The sequence below is a fragment of the Schinkia azotoformans genome, assembly GCF_035811335.1.
Taxonomy (GTDB): Bacteria; Bacillota; Bacilli; order Bacillales; family Bacillaceae_J; genus Schinkia; species Schinkia azotoformans.
The window spans coordinates 114943-133825 of the sequence record NZ_JARSMD010000010.1; the positions used below are offsets into that span (position 1 = coordinate 114943).

Here is an 18883-nt window from a genome sequence, read left to right on the forward strand (position 1 = left end):
TATTTATACACTTTTATAATCATTTGCCTCAAACAAATCAATAAGTTCCACATCTTTATTTTTATCCTTAAAATAACGAAGTGTAAAATCATTTTCAAAAAGAACGGCATATCTGTCGTAACGGTCTTTTACAAGTAAGCTTCTTGAATCAAATAATCGGAGGTCCTTTGGTGGTTCAGCAAGCCATCTTGGAATCCGGTCACCTAGATGTGTAAACTCGATATCAACATTATATTCAGCCTTCATTCGATATTCAAATACTTCAAACTGCAGCTGTCCAACTGCACCTAGAATGGTATCATCATTTGATTCTTGTTTAAAGAGCTGGATTGCTCCTTCTTGCACAAGCTGTTCAATACCTTTTTTAAATTGCTTGGATTTCATTACGTTTTTCACACGTACTTTTCGGAACATTTCCGGTGGGAACTGCGGCAGCTCACGATAGTGGATGTCCTCTTTCCCAGCTGTGATTGTATCTCCAATTTGATACATATTCGGGTCATATAGTCCGATAATATCTCCAGCATAGGCTTCGTCTACCGTTTCACGGCTAGACGCCAAAAACTGCTGGGTTTGATTAAGATTCATCGTTTTATTTGTCCTTGTTAAACGCACATTCATGCCGCGAGTGAATTTTCCAGAACAAATCCTTAAGAAAGCAATGCGGTCACGATGGGCCGGATTCATATTGGCTTGAATTTTAAAAATATAGCCTGTAAATGTTTCGGAATCAGGGCTGACAAGACCATCATCTGTTTTCCTAGGTTTTGGTGGTGACGCAAAACGAATAAACGTATCAAAAAATGTCCGTATACCGAAGTTTGCGAGTGCACTTCCAAAAAAGACAGGTGTTAACTCACCTTTCATAACACGCTCTTCACTAAATTCATTTCCTGCTTCATCAAGAAGCTCAAGCTCATCAAAAACAGATTTGATTGTCGGATTTCCGGCTTTATCCAATTGTTCAAGTGGCGTAAATTCTTCTTTTTCATCACCTAGAAAACGAACAAATTGATTGTTAAAACGGTCAATAATCCCTTCAAATCGTTTCCCCATTCCAACCGGCCAGTTCATTGGATAAGATTCAATGCCAAGAACATCTTCAATTTCTGCTAACAGCTCAAGCGGGTCTTTTCCTTCGCGATCAAGCTTATTAATAAATGTAAAAATTGGAATCCCTCTCATCCGACAAACTTTAAAAAGCTTAATCGTTTGCGGCTCAACCCCTTTAGTTGAATCGATAATCATCACAACACTATCAACTGCAGTCAATGTACGATACGTATCTTCACTGAAGTCTTCATGGCCAGGGGTATCTAGAATATTTACGTAGTAATCCTTATATGGAAAGCTCATTACACTTGATGTAACAGAGATTCCTCTTTTTTTCTCAATTTCCATCCAGTCAGATGTGGCGAACTTGCCTGACTTTTTCCCTTTAACAGTACCCGCTTCACGAATAATGTTACCGAAAAGGAGCAATTTTTCAGTCATGGTTGTTTTCCCTGCGTCCGGATGGGAGATTATTGCAAATGTTCGTCTATTATTAACTTGTTCTTTTACACTCATCGTTCATATCCCCTCTTATTTTTCACTTTCTTACTATATCACACTCAAAATAAGGAGGAAAAGAGCAAATACTGGAGCAATCGTTTGGAAACTAGGTAAATCAGGTAAATTTGCAATTAAGCTGTATTACGCCACTGGCAGCTGCCGGCGTTTTTCTCTTGCCTTCTTCTTTTCAATTAAGGCTATTACAAAAGCTACTATTAAAAATAAGCTGGAAATTTGAAAAAGAATCCCAAGTTCAAAAAACTCAGCTAAAAATCCGAACACTAACCCACCAAGTCCTATTCCTAAATCCAACGAAGAAAAAATCATACCGTTCGCAACGCCGCGCCTGCTAGGTGGTGTCAACGAAAGCGCCCAGGACTGCAGAGTTGGAATCAAAGACCCAAAGCCAATTCCAAATAGAATGCCGGAGATTGCAATTAAGAAATTTGAATGCGCCAATGAAAGGACCCAAATTGCTGCGAAGGTAAAAAATATACAAAATAACGTAAGTCCTATTGGACCATTTTTATCAAACCATTTTCCTGTTACCGGCCTGCAAATTGTCGCCATAATAGCATTACATAAATAAAAGAGGAAAACTTTATCGATTCCACGTTCCTCACTAAAAATAACGATAAAGGTTGCAATTGTACCATAACCAAAAGTAACCATTAACATAATCAACGCCGGACCAAAACTTGTCTTTTCTATTAATGAATCTAAAAAAGAAAATTTCAGTTCTTTTTTATTCGCATTTTTTACAGCATCCGGAGTGTGATAGATAACCGCTGCAAACAGAACAACTGCGATTACACCTAATAAACCTGATATGTATATTAAATATTTAAATTCTGTAACCTGATATAGATAAATTCCTAGACTCGGGGCAATGATCATTCCAATTGTTGTTGAAAGTCCGAAATACCCCATTCCTTCTCCGATCCGGGAATTCGGAACAACATCAACTGCAGCGGTACCGTTTACTGTAGTCGACCACCCCCATGCGATACCATGAAACAATCGAATAGCCAAAAACAGTACAACAATTTGTGTCAACGGATAAAGTAGGGTGAAAAAAAGCAGCGCCACAGCAGCAGTCAGCACCAGTGGTTTCCTTGTTTTATACTGAAGCATATAACCTACAAATGGCCGACAAAAAACGGCCCCAACCGAAAATAAGGTTGTAACTAAACCAATCTCTAAACCCGAAGCACCTATTGATTTAATGTATGGGGGTAAAGTGGGGATAAGCATTTGAAAAGACATAAATAAGAAAAAATTCCCGAACATTAATAAAACAAAGGATCTCGACCATAGTTGTTCTTTACTTTTTGGGTTCATAAGTTTCCTCCAAATTACACTATAACTATATATTTAGCATCCTTACATATTAGCATATTGAAACCATTTCATAAAATAAAAGGCCCTAAACCTAATGGTTTAAGACCTTTTCTACAGCAGTATGTTTCAACCTAATCCTCATCTTTAATATCAATATCTTCAGGTATTGGTTCATTATTGATTTCCTCTATTAGTTTCTTAACCTTTTCTAATTGTTCAAAATGTGTATTAAACTGCTCCTTATTAATTAGGTATTGCTGCCCATCGTGAATAGCTCGAATTCTCTTTTGCAATATTAAACTTTCTATATGTGATTCTGTCATCGATAGCAGGTCTGCTGTTTCTTTTATGGATAAATACATCACTTTATTCTCCTTAAATATGATAATCAAATAATATTATTATAGTTTGTCTCCAATTGCTAATTCTAGCCTAATTATATATAATTAACCTGCTAAATGAAATAAGCGGATTAAAAGGAGAGGGTGCAGAGAATGGAAACAAAACGATGGCTTCCTTCCCGCTATAATGCGATGTCACAGGCAGATAATGGAGAACTTATTTTATACAATAGCTATTCAGGGGCAATCGCTTCTTTTACCGTAGATGAAAAACCGATCGTATTGTCGGCGTTAAAACGGGAGGGTGTTTCGGGGGATCTAACTGAGACATTACAACCATTGGTTGAATCTGGATTTCTCGTTGGTGATAATGTAGATGAAGATGCCAGGGCACGTTTTTTACACCAATCTCTTCATCGGACAGATACAATGCACCTTATTGTAATGCCAACAGAGGCTTGTAATTTTCGTTGTACCTATTGCTACCAAACCTTTCCCCAAGGCAATATGAAACCAGAAATACGGGAAGGGGTCAAACAATTTATCGCCCAAAAAGGCCATTCATTGCAGAATTTAAGTATTAGTTGGTTTGGCGGAGAGCCAATGCTAGCATTTGATGTCATCGGAGAATTAAGTAAATCAATTCTAGACACGGTTCGAGAACATAATATTTCTTATACAGCCGAAATGACGACAAATGGTTATTTTCTAACACCGGAAAAGTTCCGTTCTTTATTAAGTTGGAATGTTCGCCGCTTTATGATCACTCTTGATGGTATGAAAGAATTCCATGATTCCCGCAGATTCTTGGCTGGCGGTGGAGAAACATTTGATACAATTCTCGGAAACTTAAAAGCTATGAAAGAGATTGATGAAGAATTCGAGATTTATATACGTATTAATTTCGATGAGGATAATCTTGGTAATATCCAGCCATTTCTTGATTTTCTTGGTGATCAGTTTGGGCATGATTCCCGTTTCCAAACATTTTGTCGTCCGGTCGGCCGTTGGGGTGGAGAAAATGACGATGATTTACCAATCTGCGACCACCGTGTGGCCGAAACGAAAATTTGGGAATTCACTGAATACGGTTTAGACAAGGGACTTGGGATGAGCTCGATTATTGAATCGGCCATTATGCCTTCAGGTTCGGTTTGTTATGCAGCCAAACCACATTCTTTTGTCATTGGTGCGGATGGTCAACTTTATAAATGTACGTGTTCTTTTAATGAAGAATTTAACCATGTAGGACAATTATTACCTGATGGTACTATGGATATAGATTATGATAAGGTTGCCTTTTGGGTGACTGGCGGTGAGGACAAAGATACCGGCTGTCAGGCCTGCTTCTTCCGTCCTGCCTGCCAAGGAAATCATTGTCCATTATATAGAATAAGAACAGGCAAACGTCCTTGTACATTCGAGAAAAAGAAAATCAAGCAGGTGCTTCGTTTAATTTGGAAGCAAAACACGAAACTTGAAGACTTGGAACCTATTGAAAGGAGTTGATAAAAATGCGTATATTGAAACCAGCAATTTCACCACAACAAGCTACAAATTCAGGTCGAATTTCAAAATCAGTTCCTGGAAGCTTAAAGTAAGAAAAGCGCAAGCACCCGTTCAGCGACGAACAAACTGGAGCACTCCGCAATGAGATAAAGGAAACACAGCGAGGTACGAGCTGATGTTGACTTATCGTAGTGAAGGAGTGTGAAGTTTGCTAGTCGCTGGGTGCTGGAGCTAGACAATGATGCACAAACTAATATTAAGGCTCTCAATCCAAAATGGATCGAGAGCCTTTTTACGTTTTTCATAATCATATGAAGCTAGGTTTGGTAATTAAAATCAAATGCGCCTTGGCGTATTTGTGCCCAGATTTTTTCGAGCTTGCTCGAAAAACTACCTTTGAAAATCTGTGGCATCCGCCGGAGGCTTTAACTTTATTCAGTTGGGGGGTAAACCGCCTTTGAATTGCATACCAGTTGCATATTCATCCCACCACTTATGAATATGAGGGATTTCCGCTGAATAAAGTTAATAGTATCCGTCTAAAACTTTGAAAAAGTCCTTTAGAAATTCATAAAAAACTTTTTCAGTCGGCAAGAGTTCCCGATCACTTGGAGTAATAATTCCAACCGTTCTCGTAACCTCGGGGTTCACGATGAACACTTTCTTTGTAGCACGGGGCTTGCTATCTATCAAACTAATCTCCGGTATTAGCGTAACACCAAGTCCCGCTGATACTAAGCCTTTAATTGCATCAATGTCTTTCCCTTCAAAGGCGACATCGGGATCAAAACCATTTTGGCGGCAGGCGTTTACTACAAGATCATGTAAGCCAAAGCCCACAGGAAATAATACAAATGGATCATTGCGCAGCTGATTCAATTTAATTTCTTTTTGACTTGCAAGTAGATGGTCCTCCGGCAGTAATGCTACAATTTTTTCTAAAAATAATATCTCGCCTTTTACTTTATTATTATCCTTTGGCAGCGGTCCAATTAATGCCATATCCACTTTTCCAGTTATTACAGCGTCAATTAAATAGTGGTAAGACCCTTGGCGAAACTTAAATTTTACCTTCGGGTGCTCCTCACGGAAGGCAGAAATGCATGTCGGTAGTGTGTAATTAGCCATACTACTTGGAAAACCAATTCGGACCGTCCCCTGCTCCGGGTCCAAAAATTCATCTACTTCCCTTTTTGCCTTTTCCAAAACCATCATCGCATCTTCCACATGCTTTAAAAACACCTCGCCGATTGGCGTCAATCGAACATTTCGGCCCTCACGAACAAATAGGTCGATCCCTAGCTCTTGCTCAAGGTTAAAAATTTGTCTACTTACAGCAGACTGGGCAACATGGAGAGCATTAGCAGCCTCCGTAACATGTTCCCGTTTCGCTACTTCTATAAAGTATTGCAGCTGTCTCAATTCCATAAAAATCACCCTCTTTCTTTAATCATATCATTTTGGCATTGATATTATCTAAATTATATATTGGAACAGATTGGTTTTCGAGTATACAATAAGATTAACAAATTAAAATATTCAAAATTGATAACAAACAAAATTTTAAAATAAAAAACTATATTAAAGGAGATTGAGAGATATGACAATTTTACAACCAACACCAAGTGATACACAGACACAGGTCGCAAAGGATTACGTGAATGGGGTAATTGCGACGGTTAAAAAGCGTAATCCTAATGAACCGGAATTCCACCAAGCCATCAAAGAAATTCTTGATTCACTTGTTCCAGTTTTTGAAAAGCAGCCTAAATATATGGAAGCGGGAATTTTAGAAAGACTTGTTGAGCCTGAACGTCAAATTATGTTTAGAGTACCATGGGTTGACGACAACGGAAAAGTACACGTTAATCGCGGCTACCGTGTTCAATACAATAGTGCCATTGGTCCATATAAAGGCGGACTAAGATTCCACCCATCTGTAAACTCTAGTATCATTAAGTTTTTAGGCTTTGAACAAATTTTCAAAAATGCATTAACTGGCCAGCCGATCGGCGGTGGTAAAGGTGGATCTGATTTTGATCCAAAAGGCAAATCAGATAATGAAATCATGAGATTTTGCCAAAGCTTTATGACAGAGTTATACAGACATCTTGATCATGATACTGATGTTCCTGCAGGTGATATTGGTGTCGGCGGCAGAGAAATTGGTTATTTATTTGGACAGTACAAACGCATCAAGAACCAATTCCAAGCTGGTGTTTTAACTGGTAAAGGTGTTGGCTACGGTGGAAGCTTAGCAAGAACAGAAGCTACTGGTTACGGTACAGTATATTTCGTAACCGAAATGCTTAAGGATAAAGGATTAGACTTCGAAGGTAAAACAATTGTTGTGTCTGGATCAGGAAACGTTGCAATTTATGCAATCGAAAAAGCACATCAATTCGGTGCAACTGTTGTTGCATGTAGTGATTCCAACGGATATGTTTATGATAAAAATGGCATTAACCTTGAAACTGTTAAACGCTTAAAAGAAGTTGAAAGAAAAAGAATTTCTGAATATGTGAAAGAACATCCACATGCTGAATATTACGAGGGTTGTTCAGGAATTTGGTCCATTCCATGTGATATTGCATTACCTTGTGCTACTCAAAATGAAATTGATGAAGAAAGTGCAAAAACACTTGTAGCCAATGGTGTTATCGCAGTTGGTGAAGGTGCAAACATGCCTTCAACGTTAGAAGCAATTGATGTATTTTTAAACAGTGACGTACTATTCGGCCCAGCTAAAGCCGCCAATGCTGGTGGTGTTGCTGTATCAGCATTAGAAATGGCTCAAAACAGTGCACGTGTTTCTTGGTCATTTGAAGAAGTGGATGCAAAATTACATGAAATCATGATTAACATCTACCAACAAAGCATGAAAGCATCTGTTGAGTACGGTCACCCTGGAAATCTTGTTTATGGTGCAAATATTGCAGGCTTCTTAAAAGTTGCCGATGCAATGCTGTTCCATGGCATTATCTAATTGATACATGATCCTTCCATTAACATATAGTTAGAGTGGCTACGTTGATTAGCCACTCATTTTTTTATTTTTCCAAGTGAATTGTCTTAATGGTTTTGTCCTTGGCGGAGATGATTAGAATTTGATCATTATGAACAAATAGGTTTTCAGTATGATCGACTATTGCTAAATCAAGCTGCCCGGACTTATTAAATACTTTAACCCCATAGTCTTCTTGTAGTGGAAGCTGGCAAATGATTTTACCGTTCGCGATTTGAATCAACGCAACCGGCTCCTTCATAATAAGTGTATCTTCTTTTGTCGTGTCGACTTTATAAAGCTTATATTGTCCTGAAGCGACCTCAGATGTATAAAACACATTCCCTTCGATTTCGCCAAACCAACCGACTTTGTTGTTATCCGATAATTTTTGTTCACTTGATCCATCTAAATTTGAGGAGTACAGGATTTGATCGCTATTTTTTACATAAAAAAGCTTGTTACCACTGATTTTAAAGTTTCTTACCGAAAAATTTGTAATTTGCGTTGTTTCATTTGTGTTTAAATTTATTTTGTAAATTTTATTAAGGTCATTGTTTTCTATTTCACTTGATGATGCAAGTACATAAACATCATCACCGAGTATCGTCGTGGATTGTACTGGCCCATAACCGGTGCTTTCTTTGTCCTTTTTAATGTACCAACCATAAATAAGATTTGGATCCCCGATCTGTATACCAGCTTCTTCTGCCTGTCCGTTTGGAATAAACGTTAGATTATTGCCCCCTGGTGGCACAGATTGATTAATAATGAGCGTTCCTTTTGGTGAATATTTAAAATCACGATAACCGGATTGCTCGACGGTCGCTTTTCCATCAGCGTTTATTCTAGCATAGATATCATATCCCATTGTCGCCCCGCCCACATGGTATGATAACCAAAGCGCATTATCCCTGACTTCAAAGTTCACCCATTTTGGAAAACCATAGGTGCTCTCTCCATTATATGAATAGACTAGTTGTTTCTTCGTTGGATTAGTTTCGGGTACTCTGTATATGTTATTTTTGTCTTTCGTTGTTTCCACAAAGTAATAATAACCATCAAACAGCGCGACATCATTCTCCCCCGCATAGGAAGGTAGATTTACGGTTTGTACTTTAGGGTTGTTCGAATTAATAATTAGCCCCTTCGATTTATCCCAAACATATTCCCAACCAAATTCATCATGGGCAAATTTCCATGTGAGTGGGAAATACGTTACATTTCTAACATTCAAGAGTGGGAATTCCTCTTTTGAATTATTAATTCGTTTACCATTCACTGTGATTTTGAATGTTGGTATTGTTGCATTTTGGCTTTTTGAATTTTTTTGCTTCGTTTTGTATGGTTCGTATGATGTAGTTACCTTATCTTCCGAGATTGTTAATCCATCCTTTTCGGACCATCCCGTTTTTAATCCTAACAATCTTGAATCGAACCATGTCATTGGTACATATGTCATGTCTTTGTACACGATCAGTGGATATTGCCGATATTGATTGTCAACCTTGTTTCCATTTAACTGCACTGTGAAGTTTGGCAACGTAACCCGTACCGTTTTATCCGCCGCAAAAGTATGACCAACTGGTGCGGATAATATGTTAAGACAAAGCCCCATGGCAATAGTTAATTTTAAAAACGCTTTTATCAAAAAAATCCTCTCCTTTCGCCCATTAGTTTAATTTTACTTTAAACTATGACGGAAAAGAGAGAAATTGAAAAAATGTAAAATAATTGTAATCCTATTTAATGAATGATTTTACTTTCCTTCGCCTTTTGTGCGGTCCGTTCGACAAATCGGCTTAGCGGTTTCTTCAAAAGGACGCCAATTATAAATGCTAAGCACAGGAACAGCACTAAGAAAGTAAGATCATGCAAGACGATGTCCCAAATGCTTCCACCTACCGCTTCGCGCATCAAGCTAATCGCATACGTAAATGGTAAAAACGGATTTATAAGACGAAAAAAAGGTGGTGCCACTTGAATCGGAAAAGTTCCTCCTGAACCCGATAACTGAAGAACAAGAAAAACAATAGCCAATGCCTTCCCAATATTTCCAAACACTGAAACAAATGTGTAAATAATCGCCATAAATACTAGGCTTATTAAAATACCGAACAATACAAACAGTAGCTTGTCGGCAACATAAGTCCCAAGCAAATACATATCGCCCAATGTGACAATCAGCGCCTGAAAAATTCCTATCGTCATGAACGTAAAAAGTCTTCCGAAATAAACTTCATAGCTTTTAAATTGCTCCTGATTTTTCACATCAAAGCGAAGTAAGGAAGCTAGTATTAAAGCACCTACCCACAAAGCAAGTGTCGTATAAAATGGCGACATCGCCGACCCATAGTTTGGGATCGGAAACATTTTATTTTCCTTCATAAGCACCGGATGAGCCAAGAAGTCACTTTCCTCTTGGATGTCATTTTTCAAAAGCTTAATAATTTCACCAATATCGCCTGTTTGTTGAAAATGGCGAATTTCCCTCGCTGCTTTTGCTAATGCATCCTCAAGCCCAGGTAAATCTTCTCGGATTAAATTAGCTACCTTGTGAATACGATCCTCTATCTCCGGGAGACGTGTTTGGACAAAAGTTGAAACCCTGTGAATATCATCCTCCACGCCTTGAAGGTCATTTCTAACGAAGTCAGCTGCTTGATGTATTTTCGGTTCTAATTTTGGAAAATCATTTTGTACAAATTTAACGGCTTCATTGACCGCTTTCGTCAAATCTCCCATTTTTGACTGAATTGTTGTGGCTGCTTCGTGAAGCCGTGCACCAATTGCCGGTAAATTCTGTTGGAGCTCTGTCAATTGGTCGACGGCAAAAGATGCTACTTTTGCTGAATCAGTCAATATTTTCTCGATATCAGGTAATCTGTTTCTGGCTCCTTCAAGAACATCTGCCGAATTTTGGGCTGTTAATCTAATGTCATCAAGGGCTTGATTCACTTTTGGTACAATTTCTGTATCATAGCGCGCTATAATGCCCCCAAGGATATTGCTTGCTTGCTTGGCCTGTTCATTTACATTTTCAATCGCGGTTGAAATGGGTCGTTCTCCGTTTTCAATTACAGTTTGCAGCCCCGCTAATGTCTTTTTTTGATTAATAAAATTTGTTTTTAGCTTATTTAAAGCATCAATATTATTGGTAAGAGTTTTATTCGGTACATAATTATTTAATGATGTTAGCAAACTTTCGGTATGATCTATTACATTTACTCCCACTGTCAATTGACCTTGGAGGATGGTGAGCATTTTTGCAGCTAACTCTGGATCGAAATTAACCTGTTTTAACACCTCTGTAAATTGTGTTACTGCATCCGCTGTTTGCTGTAAAAGATACAAATTTTGTTTTATAACTGGAGCGATTTGATCAAAAGCACCCTCATTTTCTGTTAAAAAATTATTTAAGGCATTAATATACTTTAAGCTTGTATCCGTAATTTGTTCAATCTTTGGTAATGCCGTGATCGCTTCATTAATGATCTCTTCCGCTTTTTTTGCATCAGCTAAAGCCGTGTTTAGTTCCTTTTCTACCTTATAAAAATTTTGATCGATTTCAACTACTCGATTAGCAGCCTTTTCGATTTCAGGTAGTCTTTTTTGAATGGCGACTATTTCATCGCCGATAGTTTTCAATTTTGGAATATTCTCTTCTAATAAAAGGATTTTGTCGCCGGCCGCTTCAACCTCTGGCAGATATTGTTCAACCTCGACAATTTTATTAGCCTTTTCATTAATTTCGGGCATCTTTTTTTCGATTTCAAGTGCCTTGTTTGCTGCCTGATCGATTTCAGGTATATGCTGGGCAAGCTCTAAAATACGATGTTCAATTTTTCTAACAGTAGGAAGTTCTTTTTCAAGTTCAATCCCGACCTTATTAAAAACTGTAAAAATTGCTTCAGAAGCTGTTTTAATAATATTTTCATTTACTTGCGCTACAACTCCAGAGGCACCGCTTGCAGTTATTTTAGGTGCAATGGCATTTACTTTTTCATTAACGGTATACTGAATCTCTGGCTTAATTGGGTGATCACTAATAATCGTGGCGACTTTTTCAGAGAAATCCTTTGGAATCAAAAGACTTGCATAGTAATCACCGTGAATTACACCTTTTTCAGCCTTTTCTTTCGAAACAAATGTCCAATCCAATTTCGTATTTTCCTTTAAATTATTAACGATTTCGTCCCCAATTTTTATTTCTTTATGAATATCCCTAATGTTTAAAACGGTTCCCTCATCCTCATTTGTTACCGCAATCGGAACACGTGATGTATTTCCATAAGGGTCCCAGGCTCCAATCAGATTGACCCATGCATACAAGGAAGGCAATACCATTAATCCGATAATCAACATAGTTGCAATTGGAACCTTAAATATATTCAGCCAATCTGTTTTATAAATATGTAAAATATTCTTCATGGAATCACCACATCACAAATAGATTTTAGTTCGTCATTTATGTAGGTTTGCTAAATGTTAGTATGTGCTTTGTGGGATTTAATTATTTTTTGGTACTTCAGTTGTGCATTCAGCGGTGCCTTCAGTGGTGCCTGTCCCCATTTGTCGGGAATTGCTTCCTGTTGCTTACTAAGGCTTCTGTTTCCTTAAGTGCAACCTTTTCACAATTGGGGGCGAATGTGCGTTAGATTTCCATGGGGATGTCTAAGATTGGGCAAATGGGAATCAATGGAGGGTGTATGATTCCCGGAATCTAAGGAAGTCCAGGTAAATCGGAATCAAAGAGGGCGTATGATTCCCAAAATCTCGGGAAAACCAGCAAAACGAGAATCATAGAAGGTGTATGATTCCCGAAACCTGAGGAAGACCAAGAAAACGGGAATCATAGAACACGTGTGAAGACCATTTCTTCTACTCTCATAAAAAATGCGGCCATGGCAAGAGCGGAACCCGGGCTCCTTGTCCGCAAAACCAAAAAATGCGGACACAGCAAGGTTGGAACCCACACTCCCTGTCCGCAAAACTGAAAAGTGCGGCCACACCAAGGACCGAATCCACACTCCTTGTCCGCAAAAAAAGAAAAATGCGGCCATGCCAAAGGCGGAACCCGCACTCCCTGTCTGCAAAAACAAAAAATGCGGCCATGCCAAAGGCAGAACTCTCACTCCCTGTCCGCAAAACCGAAAAATGCGGCCACGCCAAAGGCAGAACTCTCACTCCCTGTCCGCAAAAACAAAAAATGCGGCCACGCCAAAGGCAGAACTCTCACTCCCTGTCCGCAAAACCGAAAAATGCGGCCACACCAAGGGCCGAATCCACACTTCCTGTCCGCAATATCGAAAACCTCGCGTGTTTTGGTCTTCATTTTATGTTTACAGCGGAATTTAACTCTATTGCGAATTAAGCAAAAGTATATTTTCTTCTGTCTTGTTCCAGTATTCTGCTTTCTTCGCTGAAAAGAGCATATACAAATAATACTACATCATATTGAGGATTCTGCAGGAAAACGAAAATACCTTTCAAAATGCTTATGATTTGTTGCTTGAACAATATAACGATTTGATAATAAAAAAAGCAGTCCGTTTTGGAGTGTAAATTAAAAATTTGTACTCCAAAACTGAACTACTTAGTTTGCGGTCCCTGACTTTTACTACCTTATTTACGTTAATTACAAGCTATCACCGAAATCCGCTCTAAATTTTTCAACAAGCTTTGTTTCCCAATCCGTTGTTGATTCAAGTTTTCCAAAGAAGAAACGCAATACTTTTGGTTCATCAACGAATTTCAAGCCATCAATTAAGTGGCGATTTTCATAAAGCCAAGTAATACGGTCTACTGCATATTTTACGTGTGAAAGTGAGTATACACGACGGGGCATGGCTAAGCGCAATAGCTCCATATGTGATAAAATTTCATTGCCGTTTTCGTCGCGTTGTTCCGATAATGTTCCTCGCTCCATGCCGCGGACACCGCTGACTAGGTAAAATGCTGCTGCAAGCGCACCTGCAGGGTATTCTTCCTGTGGGATATGACCAACAAATTCCATCGCATTAATATGACAGCCTAATCCGCCTGCCGGTGTAACAACTGGAACTCCTCTTTCCACAAGCTCATTTACCATATATTCAATAAATTGCGGCCCTTGATTAATCATATGTTCGTCCATTGTTTCATCTAATCCAACGACCATCGCTTCCATTTCGCGAACTGACATCCCGCCGTAAGTTAGGAAGCCTTCATATAAAGTGATTAACTCGCGCATTTTCAAATAGGCTTCCTTACTGTTTGTACAAATACCGCCACCACGAGCACAACCTAATTTCCGAGCCGAAAAATAGATAATATCAGCTAAATCAGCAAGCTTACGCGTTATATCACGGATGCTTATATCCTTACATTGTTCTTCGCGTGTTTTTATAAAATATAAATTATCCGCTAGTAAACTCGCATCAAATACTAGCATGACTCCATATTCATCACACACTTTACGGATTTCCTGCATATTTTCAAGGGAGTGCGGTTGGCCCCCGATTAAGTTGGTACCTGCTTCAAGACGCACAAAAGCAATTTTATCTGCACCATTTGTTTCAATTAAATCTCTTAATTTACCAGTGTCCATATTCCCCTTGAACGGAACATCACTATCAATCTTCAAAGCTTCATCTGTAAAAATTTCCTCTACGGTACCACCATTTAAAACAACATGTGCCTTAGAAGTTGTAAAATGATAGTTCATTGGAACGATTGTGCCTGGTTTCACATAGACTTGCGATATTATATTTTCACAAGCACGACCTTGGTGAGCGGGCAAAAAATATTCTTTCCCAAAAATCTCTTTAATTTTTTTCTCCAATTTAGTAAAAGTAACAGATCCTGCATAACTGTCGTCTGCTTCCAACATCGCCGCCTGCTGCTTATCACTCATCGCATTTACACCGCTGTCAGTCAGCATGTCCATAAAAATATCTGTATTTTTTAGTAAAAATGTATTGTATCCTGCTTCTTTTATCGCTTCCAAACGGCGCTCAATTGGTTGAAGATTAATTTTTTGGACAATACGGGCTTTGTGCATCTCTAACGGGATATTTTCACCATAAAAAAACTTAACAGTAGACATTTTACAACCACTCCTTCAAATGCTTTTTAAATATAATTTCCGAGAATCCAACACAGATTGGATCTTCATTTTTGATTAAAGGGATTATACAGACTATTTCGACAAAAGACAACAATATTTGTAAAAGTGGGTGAAATTTTGCTAGGTTTTATTAATTTAACGCCATAATGCTTTTTCGCGGTAAAATGCTAAAAATTAAAACACGAAAAATAGAATAATATTTTTTTGATGTTCAAAAGTAATTTTTACAATTCCATGAACAGTAATGGAAAATGTGCCCAACTCTAATAAAATGTATTAAAATAGATGTGGAAGTTAAATATTTCAAAATGGAGGTTGATCATTATGGCAACACTACATGATTTACTACCTAGATTTTGGAACAAGAGAAGTCAGGAGCTGGAGGAATTCTTTGATAATCCATGGCCATGGAGCAAGATGTTTGATGTGGATGTAAAAGAAAATGAAAAAACAATCACGATTCATGCAGATCTTCCTGGATTCAGCAAAGATGAAATTGAGTTGGCTTTAGATGAATATTCTCTTACTATTAAGGCTTCTCGTACCGCCGAAAAAGAAGAAAAAGGCGAAAAGTATTATAAGCAGGAGCGTTCTTATGGAAAAGTAGAAAGAACGATTCCACTTCCTGCTGAAGTAATTAGTGATTCTTCCAAAGCAAAATATGAAGATGGAGTTCTAACAATTACTTTAGAAAAGAAAAATCCATCATTGCCGGATCGTAAACATATTCCAATAGAATAAGCTAAAAGGAGAGCAACACCGCCGGATATGTGGTGTCTTACTCTCCTTTTCTTTTATACTATAAAATATAAGATTTTATGGATTATAGTATAAGAAAAAGGGCCACAGGTCATACCTTTAGGTACATCGTATTTTGCCATCATGGGCAAATTACGTGTTTTTCTAATCAATTATTTTATTTTTTCAAAATGCTTCCGAGCCTTGTCTGCTACCTCTTCCGGTATTTTCAATGAAAGCGGTTCTTGATGTAAAGCTTGGAAAGAGTTGATATCACTGGTATTCAGAGCCCCTATTGTAATCCGGGGTATGAGTCGAATATGTACAGGCTGCTTTGAGTCACGATCAATTGATGCGTTAAGCAGTAGGTTAAAACTTGCAAATCCCTGTTCAGAAAGCGTCGCAAAAATGGCTTTGATACTTGTTGCAAAGTTCAACCAATCTTGTTCAGTAATATCAAAAATAGAACGGGACTCTGTAAAGATTGCCACAAAATCATTATGGCTTTTCGGTGCATAGGCATGCATCCAAGCCACATTTCCTAACTCACCAATCCATCTTTCGCCAAGCTCTTTTTCAGTTTCATATAATGACGTAAAATATTCCTTGCCATGTTCTTCTTCATAGGTCTTCGCTTTTTCACTTATCAACGTTTGAGTGTTCGTTGCTGACTCGGACAAAATCACCTGAATATGTGGGTGTAGGATGCTTCCCCCAGATGGAGGTAAATAGTTCCAATTAATAGAAGCATACTGTGCATTTGGATCTACGACAATTACATTTTGAGTATAGGTTTGCGCAGCCATAAACGCATTCTTAATCATTTCCACCGTAAATTCTTCTAATCTCACATAATGTTGACCCGAAAAAATAACCACAGCATTATGTTTGCTATATGGAAATAGATTAGGGAATGCCACCGCTTCTCCTTGTGCCACTCTACCATCTTGAGAAATTTCTTTTGGAAAAACCGGTGTCATCTTGTATAGATTTTCCGGACAAAACGGACATTTTGCCCCACCAGTCTGTTCAGCTAATTCACTATAATCAGGCGGTGTAATTGGCATTCCCGGATCAAAAATAAGCCGGGAAGTTTCCCCAGTCAATGGGTCAAACCGCACTTCCGTCTTCCGTTCGATCAAATTCCCTTGAACATCATAAAACGTAAACCATTCTTCTTCTCTTCTAAATTCCATAGTTCTATTGCCCCCTTCCCTATCAATATATCATTTAGCTGAATCGTTGTCAGTATTTTCAGATTAATAGCAGGAGACACAGGGTCGGGAACTCTGGCTCACTTTGGGTCAAAAGAACCTCCGCCCCCTTATCCCAATTGATAGATTAAAAACCTCTCATACGGGTCATTTTCATATAAACCAGGTACAATAATTTCCTTTTTTAATTCAAATCCAGTATGATTTTCTAAAAAATAGACATAATCCTCGGACGCATAATACAAAATTAGTTCAACTTCCCGATCGGCTTCTCCAACCGAAACTATAATATTTATAAGCACAGCAATAAAAATTTGTATCGAAAATGGGTTAAAGAAATAAAATCGATTGTCCAATGGATTAATTTCATAATCTTGCGCTAAGCAACATTGGAATTGAATTTTATCTCTATCTCTCTTATGTTTCTTTTGATAACTCGTTTTATTTTGAATGGCTTCTTTATAAAATACTTCGTTCATTTCTATCCCGACAACGGATGCATGAAAAAAATAATGTATGTAAAAGTTTAATCGCCCTTTACCACACCCAAAGTCAACGACATGGTCACTACTTTTTAATTTATATTCGTTAAATAATGCTTCTAGCGCGATGTATTGGGTTGGTTCATAGCGATGGTAGTGGATCGACCCGCTGGTTTCTTTTTGATTTCCCCTTGTATTTATGTTGAGCAATTTATCGTAATAATGTTCCTTCATGGGATCTATCTCCTATTTGATAACCACATTCCGTACATAAAATATGAAATTATTAGCATATCATACTATATTTTTGTGCATTTTACCATAACTCAGTCTATGTACATCATTGTTTAAGCGGGATATATGGGTTATTTACTATTATTTTTTTCTAAACCACATATATGTGAAAACGGGTAATAGTATTGCCATCACATCATCATTTTTGTGAATTAGACAATACAATCCGTAACCCCATAGGATCGAAAGAGAAAGTATATTTAATATGACTTTCTTAAAGTTCAAAAATGTACACCTCTACTCTTATTTTTGCTTTATTATTATTAATCAACCAAATTTTTACTATTCAACTCATTCTTTTTTTACAACATATTCTTTTCCAACCACAATTAAAACAATTCCTTCATGAATTACCAAAGGATTTGCATAAAGAGTACATTTGTAGTTGTACTCTTTTTTAATTTCTGGATTAACGTTAAATGACAATTTAACTGTAAAATAACATAAATATGGAAATATGTGTTACCATTTAAAGGGACTTGTGTTAATTTTACTTAAATAAATATTTAAAAAAGGTGATTAAAATAAGAGAAAAATAGTTAATCTATTCCTTTTGAAGTTTTATCCAATAAGAAATAAGGACTGGTGGGCAATATTTTGGGTTAATTTTGGCATGATAGTGTTAATCGTGTATTTTTTCATTTCAATAGTCAAATTGTTTTTGAGAAAAGCACTCCATATTGTGAAATTGAACTTGCTTGGTGTATAGTTCCAAATGGGAAACAAGGAGGTACTATGGACTTTTTTCTAAAAATATTAGCCTACATAATTTTCGTTCTTGGCTCACTGTATTTCTTCTTTGGTGGAAGTAGTTCTGCGGAAAAGCCAAGGAAAAAACACTTTGGAATTATAATGATAATAAGCATTTTAATCTTGAGTTATTATTACTGGTTTTATAAGTAAAAGAGGTGGTAGAATGGGGAAAATAGGAATCGGTATTGTAATAATCTGTCTGTACTGCTTTCCTTTTGTTTATATTTCAATGTATCAAGATTATGCCAACCATTCAATGCTTGGCTATTTAATTATGATAATAGCCACTTCGCTTCTTGCTTTCTTCGGAAAACTATTTATCAATTCGTTATTTCCTATTATCGGCAATTTGTTATCTGTAATAATTTCATTTTATTTTATCAACGGAATGGTGGGGAACGAACATTGGAGTGGCTATTTTAAGCCATTAACTCCATATCAATTATTAATCTTGGTTAGTTTTTTAAATTTGATTCCTCAGTTTCTCGCTACTAATTTTGCTAAAAAACTCAAAAACAAAGTTAATGAAGTTTGATGGAAAATTA

Annotated in this window: 13 protein-coding genes; 4 read left to right on the forward strand and 9 right to left on the reverse strand. The window is 37.5% G+C overall.

Annotated elements, in window-relative coordinates:
- Window positions 1-3 precede the first annotated feature (3 nt).
- The 3 genes from P9E47_RS05775 to P9E47_RS05785 form a co-directional block, all read right to left on the reverse strand.
- Window positions 4-1569: a peptide chain release factor 3 gene (locus P9E47_RS05775; RefSeq protein ID WP_326162819.1), complete on the reverse strand. Its 1566-nt coding sequence runs from the start codon at window positions 1567-1569 to the stop codon at window positions 4-6.
- A gap of 126 nt (window positions 1570-1695) precedes the next feature.
- Window positions 1696-2895 carry an MFS transporter gene (locus P9E47_RS05780; protein ID WP_326162821.1) on the reverse strand — a complete coding sequence of 400 codons (1200 nt, stop codon included), beginning with the start codon at window positions 2893-2895 and terminating at the stop codon, window positions 1696-1698.
- A 131-nt stretch (window positions 2896-3026) separates the two neighbouring features.
- Window positions 3027-3257, reverse strand: coding sequence for an excisionase family DNA-binding protein (locus P9E47_RS05785; RefSeq protein ID WP_003331394.1), 231 nt, complete (start codon window positions 3255-3257; stop codon window positions 3027-3029).
- A gap of 132 nt (window positions 3258-3389) precedes the next feature.
- Between P9E47_RS05785 and P9E47_RS05790 the strand changes: the two genes are divergently transcribed.
- Window positions 3390-4745, forward strand: coding sequence for a radical SAM/SPASM domain-containing protein (locus P9E47_RS05790; protein WP_326162823.1), 1356 nt, complete (start codon window positions 3390-3392; stop codon window positions 4743-4745).
- 525 nt (window positions 4746-5270) lie between these two features.
- On the opposite strand, the gene P9E47_RS05795 is transcribed toward P9E47_RS05790, so the two are convergent.
- On the reverse strand, window positions 5271-6173 hold the full coding sequence (locus P9E47_RS05795) for a LysR family transcriptional regulator (RefSeq protein WP_003331397.1): 903 nt from the start codon (window positions 6171-6173) through the stop codon (window positions 5271-5273).
- A 172-nt stretch (window positions 6174-6345) separates the two neighbouring features.
- Between P9E47_RS05795 and gdhA the strand changes: the two genes are divergently transcribed.
- Entirely contained in the window at window positions 6346-7731 is a 1386-nt protein-coding gene (gene gdhA / locus P9E47_RS05800; RefSeq protein ID WP_326153161.1) for an NADP-specific glutamate dehydrogenase, read from the forward strand.
- A gap of 64 nt (window positions 7732-7795) precedes the next feature.
- On the opposite strand, the gene P9E47_RS05805 is transcribed toward gdhA, so the two are convergent.
- The 3 genes from P9E47_RS05805 to P9E47_RS05815 form a co-directional block, all read right to left on the reverse strand.
- Window positions 7796-9400 carry a DUF5050 domain-containing protein gene (locus P9E47_RS05805; protein ID WP_326162824.1) on the reverse strand — a complete coding sequence of 535 codons (1605 nt, stop codon included), beginning with the start codon at window positions 9398-9400 and terminating at the stop codon, window positions 7796-7798.
- A gap of 95 nt (window positions 9401-9495) precedes the next feature.
- On the reverse strand, window positions 9496-12180 hold the full coding sequence (locus tag P9E47_RS05810; protein ID WP_326162826.1) for a YhgE/Pip domain-containing protein: 2685 nt from the start codon (window positions 12178-12180) through the stop codon (window positions 9496-9498).
- A 1207-nt stretch (window positions 12181-13387) separates the two neighbouring features.
- Window positions 13388-14836, reverse strand: a complete 1449-nt coding sequence (locus tag P9E47_RS05815) for a tryptophanase (RefSeq protein WP_326162827.1) — start codon at window positions 14834-14836, stop codon at window positions 13388-13390.
- 345 nt (window positions 14837-15181) lie between these two features.
- On the opposite strand from P9E47_RS05815, the gene P9E47_RS05820 reads away from it, so the two are divergent.
- A complete protein-coding gene (locus tag P9E47_RS05820) occupies window positions 15182-15598 on the forward strand; it encodes an Hsp20/alpha crystallin family protein (protein WP_003332384.1) in 417 nt (138 codons plus the stop codon).
- 170 nt (window positions 15599-15768) lie between these two features.
- On the opposite strand, the gene P9E47_RS05825 is transcribed toward P9E47_RS05820, so the two are convergent.
- Window positions 15769-16791, reverse strand: coding sequence for a hypothetical protein (locus P9E47_RS05825; RefSeq protein WP_326162829.1), 1023 nt, complete (start codon window positions 16789-16791; stop codon window positions 15769-15771).
- 128 nt (window positions 16792-16919) lie between these two features.
- On the reverse strand, window positions 16920-17525 hold the full coding sequence (locus P9E47_RS05830; protein ID WP_326162830.1) for a methyltransferase: 606 nt from the start codon (window positions 17523-17525) through the stop codon (window positions 16920-16922).
- A 976-nt stretch (window positions 17526-18501) separates the two neighbouring features.
- On the opposite strand from P9E47_RS05830, the gene P9E47_RS05835 reads away from it, so the two are divergent.
- Complete coding sequence (locus P9E47_RS05835; RefSeq protein WP_326162831.1) at window positions 18502-18873, forward strand: hypothetical protein; 372 nt, start codon at window positions 18502-18504, stop codon at window positions 18871-18873.
- Window positions 18874-18883: the final 10 nt, after the last annotated feature.

What these genes read in the sequence shown, in the direction of transcription:
- P9E47_RS05775 (WP_326162819.1), bottom strand. Translation starts at nt 1,569, where the DNA reads ATGAGTGTAAAAGAACAAGTTAATAATAGACGAACATTTGCAATAATC.
- P9E47_RS05780 (WP_326162821.1), bottom strand. Translation starts at nt 2,895, where the DNA reads ATGAACCCAAAAAGTAAAGAACAACTATGGTCGAGATCCTTTGTTTTA.
- P9E47_RS05785 (WP_003331394.1), bottom strand. Translation starts at nt 3,257, where the DNA reads ATGTATTTATCCATAAAAGAAACAGCAGACCTGCTATCGATGACAGAA.
- P9E47_RS05790 (WP_326162823.1), top strand. Translation starts at nt 3,390, where the DNA reads ATGGAAACAAAACGATGGCTTCCTTCCCGCTATAATGCGATGTCACAG.
- P9E47_RS05795 (WP_003331397.1), bottom strand. Translation starts at nt 6,173, where the DNA reads ATGGAATTGAGACAGCTGCAATACTTTATAGAAGTAGCGAAACGGGAA.
- gdhA (WP_326153161.1), top strand. Translation starts at nt 6,346, where the DNA reads ATGACAATTTTACAACCAACACCAAGTGATACACAGACACAGGTCGCA.
- P9E47_RS05810 (WP_326162826.1), bottom strand. Translation starts at nt 12,180, where the DNA reads ATGAAGAATATTTTACATATTTATAAAACAGATTGGCTGAATATATTT.
- P9E47_RS05815 (WP_326162827.1), bottom strand. Translation starts at nt 14,836, where the DNA reads ATGTCTACTGTTAAGTTTTTTTATGGTGAAAATATCCCGTTAGAGATG.
- P9E47_RS05820 (WP_003332384.1), top strand. Translation starts at nt 15,182, where the DNA reads ATGGCAACACTACATGATTTACTACCTAGATTTTGGAACAAGAGAAGT.
- P9E47_RS05825 (WP_326162829.1), bottom strand. Translation starts at nt 16,791, where the DNA reads ATGGAATTTAGAAGAGAAGAAGAATGGTTTACGTTTTATGATGTTCAA.
- P9E47_RS05830 (WP_326162830.1), bottom strand. Translation starts at nt 17,525, where the DNA reads ATGAAGGAACATTATTACGATAAATTGCTCAACATAAATACAAGGGGA.
- P9E47_RS05835 (WP_326162831.1), top strand. Translation starts at nt 18,502, where the DNA reads ATGGGGAAAATAGGAATCGGTATTGTAATAATCTGTCTGTACTGCTTT.